The sequence below is a fragment of the Vibrio sp. 2132-1 genome (assembly GCF_033344315.1).
This window is the reverse complement of record NZ_JAWPON010000016.1, coordinates 1-18,066: the sequence shown is the minus strand read 5'-3', so window position 1 is coordinate 18,066 and position 18,066 is coordinate 1. Positions and strand designations below refer to the sequence as shown.

The following is an 18,066-nucleotide window of genomic DNA, read 5'->3' as shown; positions in this document are numbered from 1 at the left end:
CAGTTTGTTAAATGCATAACCATATTGCTTTCCATTGCAAACTTGATAGTGACTCGCTCTCGATGACTGTTTTTAGCCTACTATTTTGGAGATTGTATGTTCAATATGAAATGGATTTTGACATTGTGCTTATTTGTTTGTGCACCTTTTAGCATGGCTGCGGATTCAGCCACTGACAAATATGAAGGAATTGAAATTACTGTAAATATCAACACGGCCACTGCTGAAGAAATTGCGACCATGTTGAAAGGTATAGGTGAGAAAAAAGCGCAGAGTATAGTGGACTACCGCGAGGAACATGGCCCTTTTAAAACGGCAGCAGATTTGAAGAGCGTAAAAGGCATTGGTGAAGCGACAGTTAAGAAAAACGAAGACCGCATTTTACTGTAGCTTGATGTATTGCAGATATTGAGTCTGAATTCAGAACAATATCTGCTTCCCTATTACTGCTTTCCCGAACCAGCACCTCTTTCGTGGTTCGGGATTTTTATCCGAATAAACGACGGCGAAGGCCTTTTTCCAGTAAAGCCATTACTAACCCACCGAGTGCGCCAAACATATGAGCATCAATAGCAACGTTTGCACCGATAAGCTCAGCAGTACTGCTTGATGGGCCATAGACCTGCTCCCATGCTACTTTGGCGATTAGCCCTCCGACTAACAACACACTGCTTCTTCTACTTTCAAAGACTTCTCTGAGCGCCCAAAATCCAAACAATCCGTGTAATACGCCGGATAAACCCACGTACACCGACATGTTGGTAAACAAATTCAGCGCACCAACACATGCACATAAGATTGAAAAAACGATAAGGAAGTTACGAGTGCTTGGGCGAAAAATAAAAGTAATGATCCACAATCCGGCGAGGTTCATTCCTAAGTGCGCAAAGTTGGTATGTGTGAGATTTCCTGTTACGATTCGCCACCATTCACCATGGCGTATATTGTAGCTGTGCCACTCGGTTAGGCTTGCCATTGGTTCAAATTGAAGTATCAAACAGATCACGCTGATAATACTCAGCAAGGTATAAAGGTTCACTCTATGTCTCGTTATTGTTCTCGTTGTGGAAAATCGCAAAAAGCGTGTATTTGCCAATGGATTGTACCGCTGGCAAGCGAGGTAGAACTTATCATTCTTCAGCACACGAGTGAAGAACATCGTCCGCTTGGTACGGCACGGATTCTCAATTTGAGTTTAGATAACTGTATTTGTTTGATAGGAGAGGACTTTTCTTGTGATGATGTCTTAAATCACTTATTAGCGGATGAGTCATATCAACATTTTGTTCTTTACCCATCAGAAGGGTCACGATGCATTTCTGAAATCACTCAAGCGAGTCATAGTGTATCTAAGAAAATACGTTTGATTTTGCTCGATGGTACGTGGAAAAAAGCGTACAAAATGTGGCAACTCTCAAGCAACTTACATCCACTCCCAACCGTGCAGTTGCCTAAGCAACTACAAGGGCACTACACCATTCGTAAGGCGCCCTCTGAGAATAGCTTATCGACAGTCGAGGCAGGTTATCATTCGCTTCGCTTGCTTGAACCCGAGCGAGACTTTACACCGCTTATGCATGCCTTTGAAAATATGATCGAATTCCAAATCGCCCAGATGCCTCCGGGCGTTTTTGAAAAGAATTATTTGAAAGGTTGAGTGTTACTAAAGAACGATGGAAGAGAAAAGTTGGCGGTGTAGCTTTTGTGCGTGACCATCGGTCATTGCAGAAATGTAATCGGCGATGACCCTCATCTTATTGCTTTCGCTCTTCGCCTGACACCACAGCTCTTTTGTATGAACGGGTAGTAAGCGCTCTGGGTCTGCTGTTAACGCTTCAAAAATATCCATAATAATTTGCTGACCCTTATACTCAACGATCTGGACCTGCGGGACTTGGATAACGAAGGTGCTGACAAAGTGCTTGAGTACGTCAAGTGCACGTGCCATCTGTGGTTCTAAACACGCATTCCAAGAAAGTAAAGGGTTATTAAACGGCTCATCCACCGTTTTGATTGAAATGCTGGTCAGTAGCGCGTTAACCATACCACCGATGGCATCTTTCCGCTCATGGTGCTTACCGCTAAATAGCATCTGTCCGATGGAATCGATATGAGCTTCAAACCACGGGTCGCCACAGTCCGCTAATTGACTTGCTGCGCCTTCTTGCCATTGCTGACGTGTCACCATACCAAGTACGATTGCATCTTCTAAATCATGAACACCGTAGGCGATATCATCTGCTAGCTCCATGATTGAGCAGTCGATTGATTTAAAACGCGTTTTACTGTGCTCAAACTCCGATTCTGGCGTTGAACGCATCAGACTAAGCAATGCCTTGTCGTTGTCAGAAAGCGGTGCAATTACCCAATCAAATAAGTCTTTATCACAATCATAAATGCCTTTAGCTGGGCTCCAATCTTTTGCTTTTAGTTTACGTTGATGCTTGGCTGGTTGAGGCAACTTGACGGAGCGTGTTTGACTAATGAGGGCAGGGTACTTAATCAAACCAAACAGCGTGCGGCGTGATAAATTCATTCCGAAATGCTCGGTATAAGGCTCTAACTTAGTGACGATACGAAAGGTTTGGGCGTTCCCCTCGAAGCCGCCATGTTCGCGCATTACGTAGTTTAGAGCGACTTCTCCCCCATGACCGTATGGAGGATGCCCGATGTCGTGAGCCAAACATAATGAATCAATTAAGCTGTCTGATGGTAATAGTTCACGGAACTCTGGTTGTTTTTTCTTTAACTGGGCGACGATACCGGTCCCGAGTTGCGACGCTTCTAAGGAGTGTGTTAACCGACTGCGGTGAAAGTCTTCCAAGCTATTGCCGTGTACTTGGGTTTTTGCTTGTAGGCGTCGAAATGCAGCCGAGTGAAGAATGCGTGCTCGGTCTCGTTGGTACGGGCTCCGATGGTCGTCTCGACGGATTTTATGCTCATCATCATGGCGCTCTTGCCATTGCGGGTGTAATTCAAACGACACGATTATCTCCGTAAGCTAACTGATTTCATCTAACGATAATTCGAAACTTGGGGCAAAGGTATTGAGAAAGTAATCCATTTCAGGCGTTTTGCGTTCTTGCAAAGTGACGTCTAAGCGTTTTTTTGCCAGAGCGAACTCATGGTTACCGGCGCTTAGTTCTTCAAGACATTTTAAATAGGCACAGATGGAATCGGCTTGCTTAACGATTTTTGCGTCCTCTTCGTGTGCAGAGTGAGAAAGAAGATAGGGAGCAAAATCATCTTGGAACTCTTCCGGTAACATTGAGAGTAATTTTTGCTCCGCTGCTGATTCTATCTTCTTATATTCTTTGGCAATTTCAGGGTTGTAATACTTCACTGGAGTCGGAAGATCACCCGTTAATACTTCACTGGAGTCATGGTACATGGCAAGAATCGCGATGCGCTCTGGATTAAGGTTACCGCCGAACTTTTTGTTTTTAATTAGGGCAAGGGCATGAGCGACAAAAGCAACTTGTAAGCTATGCTCTGAAACGTTTTCTGGTGAGACGGACCGCATTAAAGGCCAGCGTTGGATCAGCTTCATTCGAGCCAGGTGGGCGAAAAAATGGCTTTCTTTCATGGCTTTCTCCGTTTCTGGTGTAAAAAAGGAACTCACTAGGAGTTCCTCTAAGCATATGAGAGATCAGCACTAATTACTACCAGTGATTCATTACTGGCTGTAGGTTGATAGGAATCTTTCAAAACGTCCAATGGCGATTTCTAGATCTTCAACGTGCGGTAGTGTCACGATGCGGAAGTGGTCTGGTTTTGGCCAGTTAAAACCAGAACCTTGCACCAGTAAGACCTTCTCTTGTTTTAAGAAATCTAAAACCATCTGCTGATCGTTCTTGATGTTGTACATTTTAGTGTCGATTTTCGGGAAGAGGTACATCGCACCCTTAGGTTTGACACAAGAAACACCAGGAATTTGATTGATCAGTTCATACGCTCGGTTGCGCTGCTCTAATAAGCGTCCGCCAGGTAAAATCAGTTCATTGATACTCTGGTACCCACCTAACGCGGTTTGAATGGCATGTTGCATTGGTACGTTTGCACATAAACGCATCGATGAAAGCAGCTCCAAGCCATTCACGTACCCTTGAGCCAGATGTTTAGGCCCCGTTAGGAACATCCAGCCACCACGGAAACCACAAACACGGTAGGCTTTTGAAAGGCCATTGAATGTCATGACTAGCACGTCTTCAGTGAGTGTGGCGACTGAGGTATGTGTTGCACCGTCGTACAACACTTTGTCGTAGATCTCATCTGCGAAAATGATCAGTTTGTGCTGGCGTGCTATCTCAATGACTTCAAGTAGGAAGTCACGGCTGTATACCGCACCTGTCGGGTTGTTCGGGTTGATCAGAACAATGCCACGTGTCTTTGGTGTGATTTTCTTTTTGATGTCTTCAAGGTCTGGGTACCAGTCAGCCTCTTCATCACATAGATAATGAACCGGCTTACCACCAGATAGTGCAACTGAAGCTGTCCATAACGGATAGTCTGGTGCTGGGATCAGCATTTCGTCGCCATTGTTTAATAGCGCTTGCATGGCCATTACGATCAACTCAGACACGCCGTTACCTACATACACATCTTCGACATCTAGCGAGCGTATACCTTTACGCTGATAGTGTTGGACCACAGCTTTACGAGCAGAGTAAATACCTTTGGAATCACAATAGCCTTGAGAAGTCGGCAGATTACGAATCACGTCGACTAAAATCTCATCAGGGGCGTCAAAACCAAATGGGGCAGGGTTACCAATGTTTAGCTTTAGGATTTTATGCCCTTCTTCCTCCATGCGCTTAGCATGTTTGAGTACAGGACCCCTAATGTCGTAGCAGACATTGTCGAGTTTTGACGACATCCCAATATTTTGCATTGTTTAATTCCTAAAAATTCGTTAATTTCTTTATTAAAATACAATAATTTGTTTTTTATTAGAATATATATCTGTAAATAATCTGTCTGCTGGTTAAGTTTTGCTCGCTTGCTATCACAGGATTTCGCAAAAGATCGCATACGACCTTGATTTGCTTTGGGTCTAAACTTAGAGTAGCCGTCAGTTACCATTTATCCTCACATACAACGAGGTTGATTTGTCACAGTTCCATCAAGCCGTAAAGAGAATTATCGAGCGAGTTCAGCAATCGGAAGGCAATCAAACACGTCTGGTCGAGCCCCTTAGCGAGAAACCTAATTTCTCATTTATTGATTGGCTTGATGCACAACCACTTTTCCCTAAGTTTTATTGGCAGTCCCGCGATACACGTGAAGAGGTCGTTGCACTAGGGCAATTGCACGCTTTTGTTGAGCCAGGTCCTGCTTATACCATTCTAGGTGAAGGGCAAAGAGTCTGGGGCGGGCGCTCTTTTGATGGACAGCATGAGAAGAATCGTCGCTGTATGCCTTCTTTTTTCTTTTTGCCTCAAATTGAGTTAATTCGTTTTGACCAACAGTGGTCTCTCGCAGTTAATATTTCAGAAGACAAAGCGCGAACTCTAGCTGGGTTGAATAAACTGGTTTGTGAGGTCGCGGCCTTAGCTCCAATTTCGTCTCACATCCGCTCTATTGTTCACACGCCAAGTCAGCCTCAATGGAATGAGTTAGTTCATAAGGTTCTGACTGGTATAGAGAATGATGATTTTAAGAAAGTGGTTTTAGCGCGTCGTTCTACCGTGCAGCTTGATAACACATTAAGTGCTGCACAGCTACTTAAAGCAAGTTACTTAAATAACCATCATAGCTTCCATTTCATGCTGAGCTTAGACAGTAAGCACTGTTTTATGGGGTCTACGCCAGAACGTTTGTATTCTCGCGTAGGGCATGAGCTACATACCGAAGCGTTAGCAGGTACGATTGGTCGGGGAGACAATGCCACTCAAGATATGGAGTTGGCGAATTGGTTATCCCAAGACCAAAAGAACCTCAACGAAAACCAGTATGTGGTGGACGACATCATTGATCGTCTATTACCGCATTCTGAAATTGTTGAAGTGGAAGCTGAACCGAGTTTGGTCAGACTACGAAAAGTGCAGCACCTTAAGCGAAATATTCACGCTAGTCTAAGAGCGGGGATAAATGGTGTTCAGTTGTTATCGGCGCTTCAGCCAACAGCGGCGGTTGCTGGCTTACCCCGACAAGAGTCCATGCAGTTTATTCTTGATAATGAGCCCTTTGCACGCGGCTGGTACGCGGGGTCAATGGGTTATATAAGCCATGAACGAGCAGAGTTTTGTGTCGCAATCAGAAGCGCGCTTGTGCTCGGTGATCAAGTACAACTGTTTGCGGGCGCAGGGATAGTGCCTGGTTCTGTGGCAGAACATGAGTGGGCAGAGCTTGATAAGAAAATGTCGACGTTACTTACGCTGATTTCTGATCATCCGCCATTGGGAGTCGCATCATGAGTCATGACCAAGCGGTGCTCAATCGAGTTTGGTCAGAAACCATATTGATTGAGCTTCAGCGATTTGGCGTTAAGCATGTTTGTATCGCTCCCGGATCTCGTTCTACTCCTTTAACTTTAGAAGCGGCAGAACAGTCCGACTTTTCCATTCATACTCATTTTGATGAGCGTGGACTGGGCTTTATGGCTCTTGGTTTAGCGAAAGCTACTCAGGAGCCAGTGGCAATTATCGTTACCTCTGGTACGGCAGTGGCGAACCTATTACCGTCGGTTGCCGAAGCCAAACTTACTGGTGAAAAACTGGTGCTGCTGACAGCAGATCGTCCAGTAGAACTTGTCGGCTGTGGTGCAAACCAAGCGATAAATCAATTGGGTATTTTTTCACATCATGTTTCGGCCAGTTTGAATTTACCAAGCCCAAATTTAGCAACGTCGCTTAACTGGTTGCTTACTTCAGTTGATGAAGTGATGTTTACGCAGCAATTGCAGGGTAGTGCTGTTCATATTAATTGTGCATTTCCAGAGCCTTTGTATTCCAACGGCGCAAAAGCGGATTATCAAACCTACTTAGATTCGGTCGCCGGATGGCGAAAAGGAAGCGGCACTTATACTCAGCGTTTTAGCCATTTGTCACAGGCGAACATCCCGTCTTGCTCAGACAAAAAAGGGTTGGTTGTGATTGGCAGCTTACCGCTTGAACAAGCGCAGTCGGCGCAGGCGTTTGCACAAAAAATGGGATGGCCGGTACTTGCAGACCCGCAAAGTGGTCTCAGTTCGGATTGGGCGCATTACGATGTATGGCTTCAACTTCCCGAGTTCGTAAACGAGCTTGAGTCTTGTGAACTTATTATCCAATTTGGTAGCCGAATTATCTCAAAACGTTTGAATCATTGGATTGATAAACAAGTTTCGCAGAGTCAACAAGATAAAGACGTTCAGTATTGGTATGTCTCACCTTGTATGGACCGGAATAACCAAAATCATCTGGCGCAAATGCACTGGGTTGAGCCTCCTCAAACGTGGGTTTCTCGCATTAGCTCTGAGAAGTCAATATTTGCTGGGTGGGCTGATAGGTTAGCGAATGACGTTAAGCGAGTTCATCAACGTATCGAAGAAGCCTTCCTATCTGATTCAGCGTCTGCCGTTGACGAAATTGCGCTGGCAGCAGACATCAACGAGCGCACAAAGAACGTAGATGTTTTCTTGGGTAATAGCTTGTTTGTTCGGCTTGTTGATATGTACGGAAAATTGGATGGTGTAGAGGTTTTCACTAATCGAGGCGCGTCAGGGATTGACGGTTTGTTTGCTACGGCATCAGGCGTGCAACGGGCAAGAGGTAATCCGTTACTGGTGTATATTGGTGACACAGCAGCACTTTATGATCTCAATTCTCTGGCGCTATTTTCTCACAATAAACTGCCGGCGGTACTTGTTGTTACTAATAATGACGGCGGTGCGATTTTTGATATGTTGCCAGTACCACCAGAGCGCAGGACGACATATTATCAAATGCCTCATGGTTATCAGTTTGAACACGCGGCAAAGCAGTTTGGTTTGGCGTATTTGCATGTTTCTACACTGGAGCAATTCCAATCATCTGTAAAAGAGCATTTATGTCACCGCCAAGGAACGTTGCTGGTCGAGGTTCAAACCCCATCTACCCAAGCTGCTGAGACACTCAAGGCATTTAATAAGAGTCTGAATGCTTTACTTTGAACGTTTCCCTGTATTAGAAAAACACCAAAGTAGAACGTTGCCCACTTTGGTGTTTTTGCATGGCTTACTCGGTAGCGGTGCCGATTGGCTCGCGTGTTTAAATGCATTACCCGAATATGAGCGTGTTACGGTTGACCTTCCTGGTCACGGACGCAGCCAATCTATTTTTTGCTGCGATTTAAATGATTGCTGCAAACTTCTTGGTTCCACACTATCTTTATTATTTCCCTCACAACAACCACTTATTTTGATTGGATACTCTATGGGCGGCCGCATTGCGATGCATGGTATTGCCCATCAATGCTTTCCAGAGCTCAATATTGCAGGCGCGATTATTGAAGGGGGAAACTTCGGGCTTCAAACTGAGTCAGAGAAACAGGTGAGATTAGAGAATGATGCTCGCTGGGCAATGCGTTTCAAAACTGAACCACTTGAACGTGTTTTGAACGATTGGTACCAACAAGCGGTGTTTTCTTCACTAAACCATGAGCAAAGACAAACATTCATTGCGAAGCGAAGTGATAATCTTGGCTCAGCGGTGGCGAATATGTTGATGGCGACATCGTTAGCCAAACAGGCATATTTGTTGCCCTCACTGCAAAAGCAGAACATACCAGTGTATTACTTGTGTGGTGAGAAAGACCAAAAATTTAGCCAACTGGCACAACGTAGCGGGTTGGCGTATCGACAAGTTGAAGGCGCTGGTCATAACGTCCATCAAGAGCAGCCCAAACAGTTTGCGATACATACCAAGCAAATAATTCAGTCTCACTTTGGTGAGAGTAACGAGAACAATGGGAATCACCATGGCTAAAACAGTAGGCATTTCTGAAGAAGAACTTTACGCTCCGGTTCAATGGAAAGATTGCGGCGAGAAATACGAGGACATTCATTACCATAAGTCTGAAGATGGTATCGCGAAAATCACCATTGCGCGTCCTCAAGTGCGTAACGCGTTTCGTCCTCAAACGGTAAAAGAGATGATTGATGCGTTGGCAGATGCGCGTTACGACTCTGGTGTTGGCGTGATCATTCTGACAGGTCTAGGTGAAGACGCATTCTGTTCTGGCGGCGACCAGAAGATCCGTGGCGACTACGGCGGCTATAAAGACGACCAAGGCACACATCACCTCAACGTATTGGACTTCCAACGCGATATTCGTACTTGTCCAAAACCAGTGATCGCATCGGTAGCTGGTTGGGCTGTTGGCGGTGGTCATGTACTGCATATGATGTGTGATCTAACAATTGCAGCTGACAACGCTCAATTTGGTCAAACAGGCCCTAAAGTGGGTTCATTTGACGGCGGTTGGGGCGCATCTTATATGGCTCGTATCGTAGGCCAAAAGAAAGCTCGCGAAATTTGGTTCCTATGTCGTTTCTACAATGCTCAAGAAGCGGTAGACATGGGCCTAGTAAACACAGTTGTACCACTAGCGGATCTAGAGAAAGAAACCGTTCGTTGGTGTCGTGAAGTACTACAGCACAGCCCAATGGCATTGCGCTGCCTGAAAGCTGCATTAAACGCAGATTGTGATGGTCAAGCGGGTCTGCAAGAGCTAGCGGGTAACGCAACGATGATGTTCTACATGACTGATGAAGGCCAAGAAGGTCGTAATGCCTTTAACGAGAAGCGTCGCCCAGACTTCGATAAATTCCCTCGCAACCCATAATCCGTCTAAATGAGGAGCGTGTTAGCTCCTCTGTTCCTTTTTTCCTGAGCGCCTCGCCCTCTGGGAGGCTGGTGGGATTGCTCGTCAGAACGCTCAAATATACGGCATTACATAGGACTTGAATTATGCGTGAAGCGAAAATTTATCGTTATAGCTTGCCCATGGATAGTGGTGTCATCCTACGTGACAACAAGCTAACCGAACGTGTTGGTTATGTTGTTGCGCTTTCCGAAGATGGTAAAACAGGGCTTGGAGAAGTCGCTCCTCTTCCTGGTTTTAGCTTAGAGAGCACCGAAGATGCGGGTGTTCAGCTACAAGAACAGGCGGAGCGTTGGGTAGCAGAGTTGGATGTGGATTATGCCAAGATGTACCCGTCGGTTGCGTTTGGTTTATCGATGGCACAGCTTGAATTAGCTGGTGGCTTACCACAACAAGGTAAATACCAAACAGCGCCACTATGCACTGGCGACCCAGATGAGCTCATTCCAAAGCTGAACGAAATGGAAGGTGAGAAAGTCGCTAAGGTGAAAGTTGGACTTTATGAGCCAATTCGCGATGGCATGCTTGTGAACCTTTTTCTTGAATCAATCCCTCAATTAACGCTTCGACTCGATGCCAATCGCGCTTGGACACCAGAAAAAGCGCAGCAGTTCGCTAAGTACATTGCTCCGTCTCTGCGTCAACGAATCACGTTTCTAGAAGAGCCGTGCCGCTCTCCTGGCGATAGTCTCTCTTTTGCGATTAATACTGGTATTGCTATCGCTTGGGATGAAACATTGCAAGATGCGGTTCGTCGTGAAGATTTCCGTCTTGAAGATCTAACTGGAGTGAAAACGATCATCATCAAACCCACACTCATTGGTTCAGTGGATTTTTGTATTACACTGATAGAGAAAGCGAAGTCACTAGGGATGAAAGCAGTGATTAGCTCGAGTATTGAATCCAGTCTCGGTTTAACTCAATTAGCGCGCTTTGCCCAATGGCAGCTGCCTGATGAAGTTCCAGGTTTGGATACGATTGGCTTATTCAAAGCTCAGCTAGAGCAGGGCTGGCCTAAGTGTGAACTTCCCGTTCTTCCTCTAAAAGACCAGGAGATTGTGTGGCATTCTGCGTAGACAATATTGCGAAGGCACCATGGAAATATTGGGCTCAAACGAGCCCTTTTTCTATTGCACTCAAGACATCAACAGAAGTATTAAACTGGCAACAACTCTCGAAGCGTATTGACCAATACACTAACTATTTGAATGACTTGGGTGTAACTCGGGGGGATGTGCTGACTTTGGTTGGCAAGAACCAAGTAGAAACACTGTTGTTTTATCTTGCCTCCAAACAGTTGGGTGCGCTCGCTGCGCTGACCATGGAACAACCACTAGATAAGTTGCAGGGTAAGCTTGCTACACTTTACAGGCCTGATCAAACTCGGTTTATCTGGTTTTCTCAGGAGTGCGCTTCGACCTTTTCTGAACATGATATACAAAAACTCAAGGCAACATTGCTTTCACCGCCTGCAGTATCACAGCAAGAGAGTGATTCGTTGACTGAAGATAGCTATCATCATGACCGGCTCGCTTCAGTAGTATTTACTTCTGGCTCTACAGGGGAGCCTAAAGCTGTGGTTCATACACATCGACAGCATCTTGCGTCTGCAGAGGGCTTGTTGCAGGAGTTCATTTTCACTCAGCAAGATGCTTGGCTGTTATCGCTTCCGCTGTATCACGTCTCTGGATTAGCGATTGTCTATCGTTGGCTATATGTCGGAGCAACACTAAAAGTCGGTTCAGGGAAACTTGTTGATGATGTTCAGGGCGTATCACACGCTTCTTTGGTTGCGACTCAGCTCAAACGGTTATTGGATGATGATGCACATTTGTCATTGACACATGTGCTACTGGGCGGCAGCCACGTTGATCACGAGTTGGCACTACGAGCAACAGGGCAAGGCATTGAGACATGGTTAGGTTATGGGATGACGGAGGCGGCCTCTACCGTTACCGCAAAGAGAATTGACTGCACCAGTAATGCTGGACATGTATTGAAGCACCGTAAGATAAAATTAGTTGACCAACGCATTTTTATTGGCGGTAAGACATTAGCGGCAGGGTATTTCCATCAAGGACATGTTACCCCATTTCTGGATGAGAAAGGCTGGTTTGACAGCAAGGATCTTGGCGAGTGGCAAGGTGATGAATTAAAGATAATCGGCCGTGCCGACAATCAGTTTATCTCTGGTGGTGAGAATATCCATTGTGAAGAGATTGAAGCCGCTTTGAACCAAATTGATGGTGTAGTGCAGAGTATAGTGGTTCCAGTCGAAGACGCGGAGTTTGGTCATAGACCAGTAGCTGTGATTCAGACCAATGGATTGCGCAGCAAGTCGGAGTATGACCAGCACTTGCAATCAAAGTTAGAGAAGTTTAAATGGCCAGTGGAATACCATGTAATGCCACTAACTCTACTAGAAGGTGGGATCAAAATTTCACGTAAGGCCGTGAAAGAGTGGCTACTGTCATCACTTCAGCATTAGTCAATTTTGCTATGTATTAGTCATAAAGAGAATTTTGTATCCTTATAACTCTGAATCATAATTATGCTTCTTCGTGGAGAGAAAATGCATAAGGTTCAGGATGGCAAAGCTAGTTTTAATTGCGGCAGTAGCACTACAAATTGGTATCGCGATAAGTAGTGAAGGGCTAGCCCGCTCTCTTGCAGAGCTAACGGCATTTTTGATCGCTATTGCGTTGGTCGTTATATACAAAAATAGCAAACGGGAAATACCGTCCCCTCAACGCGATAAGCAGACCACCAATATCTAAAACAGTAACCAACTTAGAGAAGTGGTCGAAATTAACACCCACAGAGTCACACCAAACAACAGCGGCTTAGCTCCAGCTGACTTTAGTTTTGAAATTGAAATGCTGCAACCTATCAAGAACAGACATACAACCAACGCTTGCTTTGCTCCAATGAAAATGCCGTGATAGACTATTTCAAATTGAGGAAAGAAGTCGCTAAACGCGATAGCTGCACAGTACCAAAAAATGAAATAAGGGATAGCTAGTTTTTTCTTTCCATTCTCTTTTTGGCCTCGTGAAAAGATGACGGTACTGATCAAAGCAACAGGAATGATCCATAAAGCGCGCGCGAGTTTCAATGTTGTTGCCGTAGTTAGCGCTTCTTCCCCATAGGCCGAGGCAGCCCCGACAACAGAAGATGTGTCATGAATGGCAATCGCAGCCCATGTGCCAAACGTGTGTTGATCTAGCCCTAAAGCATGTCCAATCACAGGAAACACAAAGAGTGCAATGGAGTTCAGGACAAATACCGTTGCCAGTGCTAATCCGATCTGCTCGTCTTTCGCTTTAATCGCCGGTGCCACAGCAGCAATTGCGCTACCACCACAAATTGCAGTACCTGATGAGATTAAGTAAGCGGTTACTCGCTCCAATTTAATTACCCTGGCAATGAGAGTGCCCATGATCAGTGTGCCTGTAATAGTGGCGATGATCAGGCCGATACCATCCGATGTGACTGCAAGTGCTTGCTCAAAGTTGATGCCAAAGCCTAAGCCAATAATCGAGTAAGACAGCAGCTTTTTAGTAAAAGAAGCGATGGGCAGCTCGGAAGGCACAAAACCAAAACTTGCGAGTAGAAAACCGATAACTAGAGCAATGGGAGAGGAGGCCAGAGGGGTTAGACAAAAAAGTAACGCCAATCCAAACAGGAGGTAGTTTCTATTCAAGGTTTTTATTCGCTGTTGTGAATGAAAGGGAGAGTATATCGCACTGGGTGTGGTCAGTTTGCCTTAATGATTTGAACACATGTTCAGTTATCCTAAACATGTGTTCAAGTGTATTTATCGCCAGTCGCCTCTAAGTTGATGCACTTTATCGAACATTGTTTTTGCCGTTGCTTCATTTGGTGGCACCGGTTGTCCTGCCTCAATTTCTAGCTTTGACCAAAATCGAGTCGGTAAGCCACAGCATGCGCGACCTTTTGCGCGGCTGAAATAGCTTCCCCATAAGCCTTTAAGTGCAACAGGTATGACGGGTACTGGGCTACGACGTAGAATGATATCAATACCGCGCATGAATTCATTCATTTCACCATCTGAAGTTAATCTTCCTTCAGGGAAAATACAGACGATATGACCTTCGCTTAGCGCAGCTTCCACATCGTTAAATGCACGTCTGATAGAGCTTCTGTTACTCGCTGAAATTGGAATTACCCCAGTTCGACGTAAAAAGCGCCTTAATGGAGGTAGGTTGGCGTAATCTTCCTCCATGACAAAACGAATCAACCTTGGGCATACGGCACTAAGTAGCAATGCATCCATGTAGCTTACATGATTACATACAATCAATGCCCCACCATGCTCGGGTAGGTTGTGTAGATTCTTATGCTTAACTCGATAGATGGTGTGCGTAAGCATCCACATGACAAAGCGAACTACAAAAATAGGAATTTGCAAAAAGATGTAAGCGGCGACTAAGAAATTTAAAATGGCTAACAATGCAAACAGCTGAGGAATTGTCATCTTGATTACACTTAGGCACACAATACCTAAGACAGCGCTGCCGACCATAAACAGAGAGTTAAAAATGTTGAGCCCTGCGATGACTTGAGCACGTTCGGTTTCCTTTGCTCGATGCTGCATTAATGCGTAAAGAGGCACGATAAACAAACCGCCCGAAGCGCCAATCATCAATAGGTAGAAAAATAATGGCCAAAAAGGCTCATATCTAAAGAAGTCTACAAAGTTATGGAAAGTAGGTAGATCATTGGGAATGGAAGTGGCCATTAGGTACCCAAATACCGTAATGCCAAAGGCACCAATTGGCACAATACCGACTTCGATACGATGGTTTGAGATCCAATTGCAAAGTAGCGACCCTAGCGCGATACCAATGGAAAATAGAGCGAGCAAGAAAGACACCGCACTCTCGGTGCCATTTAGGTAAATCTTAGTGAAATTCGGAAATTGTGTTAGATATGCGGCGCCTAAAAACCAAAACCAGCTTATTGCCATTATGCATTGAAAAACAACTCGATCGGATTTGGCGATAGAGAGCGTGTGTTTGGTTTGCTTGTATGGTTGCCAACGAAAAGAGAGATTGGGCGCGCTGGCTGCAGCAAAGGGGATTGAGCGGCTCGACAAGTAGCCTAACAATGCGAAGATCACGACACAAAATGCGGCGAGGTATTTTGCGTTGTCTGCAGAGGCTATAATCCCAGCGCCTAAGGTGCCAATAAGGATGGCGATAAAGGTACCAGCTTCAACAAGAGCATTGCCGGGCACTAACTCTTTAGCATTTAACTTTTGAGGCAAAAGGGCATATTTAACTGGGCCAAAAAATGCTGACTGTGTGCCCATTAAAAACAGTAGCAATAAAAGCACACCATAACTTTCGGTTATGAATCCGATGGCACCTAACAGCATGATGGCTATTTCAAATAGTTTGACCTTACGAATAAACCATGACTTTTCATATTTGTCGGCTAATACGCCAGCGGAAGCAGAGAACAGAAAGAACGGTAGAATGAACAAGCCTGCCGCAAGGTTGATGAACAAATTGCTCGAAATAGGCAGTGCACTGGAGCCAGCGAATGCGACAAACAACAGCAAAACGTTTTTAAAAATATTGTCGTTGAAAGCGCCAAAAAATTGAGTAATGAAATAGGGCAGGAACTTTCTCTGCGTAAGTAACGACGGCTGTCTGTCGGATGACATGGATAATCCTTTGTTACCAGTTCGTGAGGTAGTTAGAAAGAAGATTACTGATCAATTCTTTGCCATCAATCGGTTCACTAGAGAAAAACTTATCATCAACACTGAGTAAAGTAATGCCATGTACGCCAGACCAAAGGACTCGACTCGCTTGAATCACTTCGGATTCAGTACGATGTGGTGCGATTTGAGCCAATAGTGACTCTAGCATTCCCGTCATACCATCGATACGTTTGGCATGCCATTCCGGAAGTTCTGCTCCATTCATGTTGTGTTCGAACACTAACTGCCAACGGTATGGGTGTTTTTGAGCAAAATCGTGGTAGCAATAAGCGAGTTCAAAAAGCGCTTGATGGGAGTCTTTGCTGTCATTAGTCGCTTTGCGTGCTTCTTGAGATAACTCATCTAAAGTTTGAGCGACAACATGAAGCAACAACAAATTATAATTACCAAAAACATTTACCAATGTGCTTGGCACGTAACCAATCATGTTAGCGATTTTACGAAGACTGAGTTCGTGGTAAGAATTCTCATCTAAAAAGTTTTTGACCGTTGTTAAGGTCAAATTCACTAACTCTTCTCGGGTGTGATCGTTTCTGCGCGCCATACTCTCAAACTACTTTATTGAACATCGTTCAATATGATAGTCAGCTACCTATTAACCGTCAACAAGGCAATGTGTCCAAGTGCCCTCAAGGTGTAGGATTCTGAGCTGTGTCACTGATTCTAATTCAAGTAAAACAATCTGGAGTATTAGTGAACTTATTCCATACTTTTTTTACATTGATCAAGCGCCTTCAGGTGAATTGTAAGCAGTGTGAGCAGTCTGCATTTTTGGCAATATTCTGATACATGTCAGCTTCTATAAGCTATTTTCATCAATCGGTATACAGAGTATGATGACTTAAAAATCATCTTTGGCGTGCTACTGTTTGAAACAACGATTGTTTCGTCTTGAAAATGGGGCACTATCTTAGATAGCTAACTTTAAGGATAACGATGAAACGTTTATTTTCTATTGTTGCTTTGTTGATGTTTACCGTTGCTGTAACGCCTATCGCGGAAGCGAAGAAGTTTGGTGGCAGTAAGTCTTTCGGTAAGAGCTACAAAACCGCACCAGCACCGAAACAACAGCAACAAAACACCAATACGGTCGGCAAAGATCAGACGACAAAGTCTTCAAGTAAGAAAGGCCTTATGGGTGGTCTGCTAGGCGGACTTCTTGCTGGTGGTCTACTTGCTGCATTCTTTGGCGGTGCTTTTGAAGGTATCCAGTTTATGGATATCCTAATTATTGGTTTGATTGCCTTTGTCATCTTTAAACTAATGCGCGGTATGCTAGGTGCGAAGCAGGGCAGTATGAACCAGCATCGTCAACAGCCTGCATTTGGTGGCAACGCATCTAAGTTTGAGCAACCAAACATGCAAAACTTTGAGCAACAACCAAACACAAATAATGGTGGCTTTGGTGGTTTTGGCGCTCAAACAGACGTACCACATAACTACCCACCGGGTTTTGACCAAGCAGCGTTCATTAATGGTTCTCGTGAACACTATCGAATCCTGCAAGGTGCGTGGAATCACAACCAGCTAGAAACTATTGAAGAATATGTTTCTCCAAGCTTGTTTGAAGACCTAAAAGCAGAGCGCGCGAAGCTCGACGGTGAGCAGCATACTGACGTAATGTACGTTGATGCGGAGATCGTCCGTGCTGATTACGATGCAAATAAAGCACAGCTTAGTCTGCAGTTTAGCGGTCGTTACCGTGACACAGTAGAAGGTGTTGAAGAAGAAATCGAAGATATCTGGCACCTAGAGCGTGACTTGACTGCGCCTAATGCGCCATGGTTAATCGTTGGTATTCAAGGCTAGTCACCTTTAAACCAATTTAGTCACTAGTAAAAATCCCGCATCCCCTGCGGGATTTTTTGTATCTATCATTTATATTTCTTGTACGTGTTTTTATACAAACATCACTAATTGAGTCCGTTTGGTAATTTTGCGAACCCACTTTTTCTAGTAAGTCCTCAAGTGTTTTCCTAGTTATATTGAACATTCATATTAAGGCCATACGAACTAACAAAATCAAAATAGCTAGTACATTGTTTGTAGGGTAAAGATCTGCTCCTCAGCCTTTTGTTTGTGGAGCTTCACATGGGGTTGGTTGCTTTAGTGAGATTGAGTATAGGTTATACCAATCGTAGTAAATAACTGGTCATTCTAGCTTGTTAAAATACTCGATAACTGCGTTGCAATTTTTGATTGCAGAATAACTACTTATCGAAAAATTGCGCCTTGTTCTCAAGCATTTTCCCTACGCTATTTCTGATCACTTATTTACTGTGATAGGTATTAAATCGAGCAGAGTTTCGGTGAGGAGTGAAAGGTTCGTGGTAGTAGGACTATGCTATCAAGATCCTGAAACGAAAAAAGCCAACTCAATGAGCTGGCTTCTTCAATATGGTGGAGGGGGACGGATTCGAACCATCGAAGGCAGTGCCGGCAGATTTACAGTCTGCTCCCTTTGGCCACTC

Annotated in this window: 17 protein-coding genes; 10 read left to right on the top strand and 7 right to left on the bottom strand. The window is 44.7% G+C overall.

Going from position 1 to position 18,066, the window contains the following annotated elements; translation table 11 throughout:
* Positions 1-105 precede the first annotated feature (105 nt).
* On the top strand, positions 106-390 hold the full coding sequence (locus R8N47_RS17560; RefSeq protein ID WP_064353730.1) for a ComEA family DNA-binding protein: 285 nt from the start codon (positions 106-108) through the stop codon (positions 388-390).
* Positions 391-487: 97 nt separating this feature from the next.
* Here R8N47_RS17560 and rrtA read toward each other — a convergent pair whose 3' ends face one another.
* A complete protein-coding gene (gene rrtA / locus R8N47_RS17555) occupies positions 488-1,039 on the bottom strand; it encodes a rhombosortase (RefSeq protein WP_005382331.1) in 552 nt (183 codons plus the stop codon).
* 3 nt (positions 1,040-1,042) lie between these two features.
* On the opposite strand from rrtA, the gene R8N47_RS17550 reads away from it, so the two are divergent.
* On the top strand, positions 1,043-1,657 hold the full coding sequence (locus tag R8N47_RS17550) for a tRNA-uridine aminocarboxypropyltransferase (RefSeq protein WP_054575199.1): 615 nt from the start codon (positions 1,043-1,045) through the stop codon (positions 1,655-1,657).
* 6 nt (positions 1,658-1,663) lie between these two features.
* On the opposite strand, the gene R8N47_RS17545 is transcribed toward R8N47_RS17550, so the two are convergent.
* From R8N47_RS17545 to R8N47_RS17535, 3 genes are all read right to left on the bottom strand, one after another.
* Positions 1,664-2,986, bottom strand: a complete 1,323-nt coding sequence (locus R8N47_RS17545; protein ID WP_064353724.1) for an anti-phage deoxyguanosine triphosphatase — start codon at positions 2,984-2,986, stop codon at positions 1,664-1,666.
* Between the two features lie 15 nt (positions 2,987-3,001).
* Complete coding sequence (yfbR, locus tag R8N47_RS17540; RefSeq protein ID WP_062730721.1) at positions 3,002-3,586, bottom strand: 5'-deoxynucleotidase; 585 nt, start codon at positions 3,584-3,586, stop codon at positions 3,002-3,004.
* A 90-nt stretch (positions 3,587-3,676) separates the two neighbouring features.
* Positions 3,677-4,891: a pyridoxal phosphate-dependent aminotransferase gene (locus R8N47_RS17535; RefSeq protein ID WP_005384283.1), complete on the bottom strand. Its 1,215-nt coding sequence runs from the start codon at positions 4,889-4,891 to the stop codon at positions 3,677-3,679.
* Between the two features lie 217 nt (positions 4,892-5,108).
* Here R8N47_RS17535 and R8N47_RS17530 point away from each other — a divergent pair, with 217 nt between their 5' ends.
* From R8N47_RS17530 to R8N47_RS17500, 7 genes are all read left to right on the top strand, one after another.
* On the top strand, positions 5,109-6,416 hold the full coding sequence (locus R8N47_RS17530; RefSeq protein WP_064353725.1) for an isochorismate synthase MenF: 1,308 nt from the start codon (positions 5,109-5,111) through the stop codon (positions 6,414-6,416).
* Entirely contained in the window at positions 6,413-8,131 is a 1,719-nt protein-coding gene (menD, locus tag R8N47_RS17525) for a 2-succinyl-5-enolpyruvyl-6-hydroxy-3-cyclohexene-1-carboxylic-acid synthase (RefSeq protein WP_064353726.1), read from the top strand. Before R8N47_RS17530 ends, menD begins: the two co-directional genes overlap by 4 nt.
* Complete coding sequence (menH, locus tag R8N47_RS17520; protein WP_042524030.1) at positions 8,118-8,945, top strand: 2-succinyl-6-hydroxy-2,4-cyclohexadiene-1-carboxylate synthase; 828 nt, start codon at positions 8,118-8,120, stop codon at positions 8,943-8,945. The genes menD and menH overlap by 14 nt, the downstream gene beginning before the upstream one ends.
* Entirely contained in the window at positions 8,938-9,804 is an 867-nt protein-coding gene (menB, locus tag R8N47_RS17515) for a 1,4-dihydroxy-2-naphthoyl-CoA synthase (protein ID WP_005382318.1), read from the top strand. Before menH ends, menB begins: the two co-directional genes overlap by 8 nt.
* Positions 9,805-9,929: 125 nt before the next feature.
* Positions 9,930-10,919: an o-succinylbenzoate synthase gene (gene menC, locus R8N47_RS17510; protein ID WP_042524032.1), complete on the top strand. Its 990-nt coding sequence runs from the start codon at positions 9,930-9,932 to the stop codon at positions 10,917-10,919.
* Positions 10,904-12,331: an o-succinylbenzoate--CoA ligase gene (gene menE / locus R8N47_RS17505; protein ID WP_064353727.1), complete on the top strand. Its 1,428-nt coding sequence runs from the start codon at positions 10,904-10,906 to the stop codon at positions 12,329-12,331. The genes menC and menE overlap by 16 nt, the downstream gene beginning before the upstream one ends.
* Before the next feature lie 100 nt (positions 12,332-12,431).
* Positions 12,432-12,620, top strand: a complete 189-nt coding sequence (locus tag R8N47_RS17500) for a hypothetical protein (protein ID WP_017634658.1) — start codon at positions 12,432-12,434, stop codon at positions 12,618-12,620.
* Here R8N47_RS17500 and R8N47_RS17495 read toward each other — a convergent pair.
* From R8N47_RS17495 to R8N47_RS17485, 3 genes are all read right to left on the bottom strand, one after another.
* Entirely contained in the window at positions 12,617-13,546 is a 930-nt protein-coding gene (locus R8N47_RS17495) for a YeiH family protein (RefSeq protein ID WP_141135613.1), read from the bottom strand. The two genes, R8N47_RS17500 and R8N47_RS17495, sit on opposite strands and share 4 nt — an antisense overlap.
* Before the next feature lie 114 nt (positions 13,547-13,660).
* Positions 13,661-15,535 carry an MFS transporter gene (locus R8N47_RS17490; protein ID WP_005384269.1) on the bottom strand — a complete coding sequence of 625 codons (1,875 nt, stop codon included), beginning with the start codon at positions 15,533-15,535 and terminating at the stop codon, positions 13,661-13,663.
* A 13-nt stretch (positions 15,536-15,548) separates the two neighbouring features.
* Positions 15,549-16,139, bottom strand: coding sequence for a TetR/AcrR family transcriptional regulator (locus R8N47_RS17485; protein WP_005382308.1), 591 nt, complete (start codon positions 16,137-16,139; stop codon positions 15,549-15,551).
* Between the two features lie 392 nt (positions 16,140-16,531).
* On the opposite strand from R8N47_RS17485, the gene R8N47_RS17480 reads away from it, so the two are divergent.
* Positions 16,532-17,404 carry a Tim44 domain-containing protein gene (locus R8N47_RS17480; protein WP_005384268.1) on the top strand — a complete coding sequence of 291 codons (873 nt, stop codon included), beginning with the start codon at positions 16,532-16,534 and terminating at the stop codon, positions 17,402-17,404.
* Positions 17,405-18,066 lie beyond the last annotated feature (662 nt).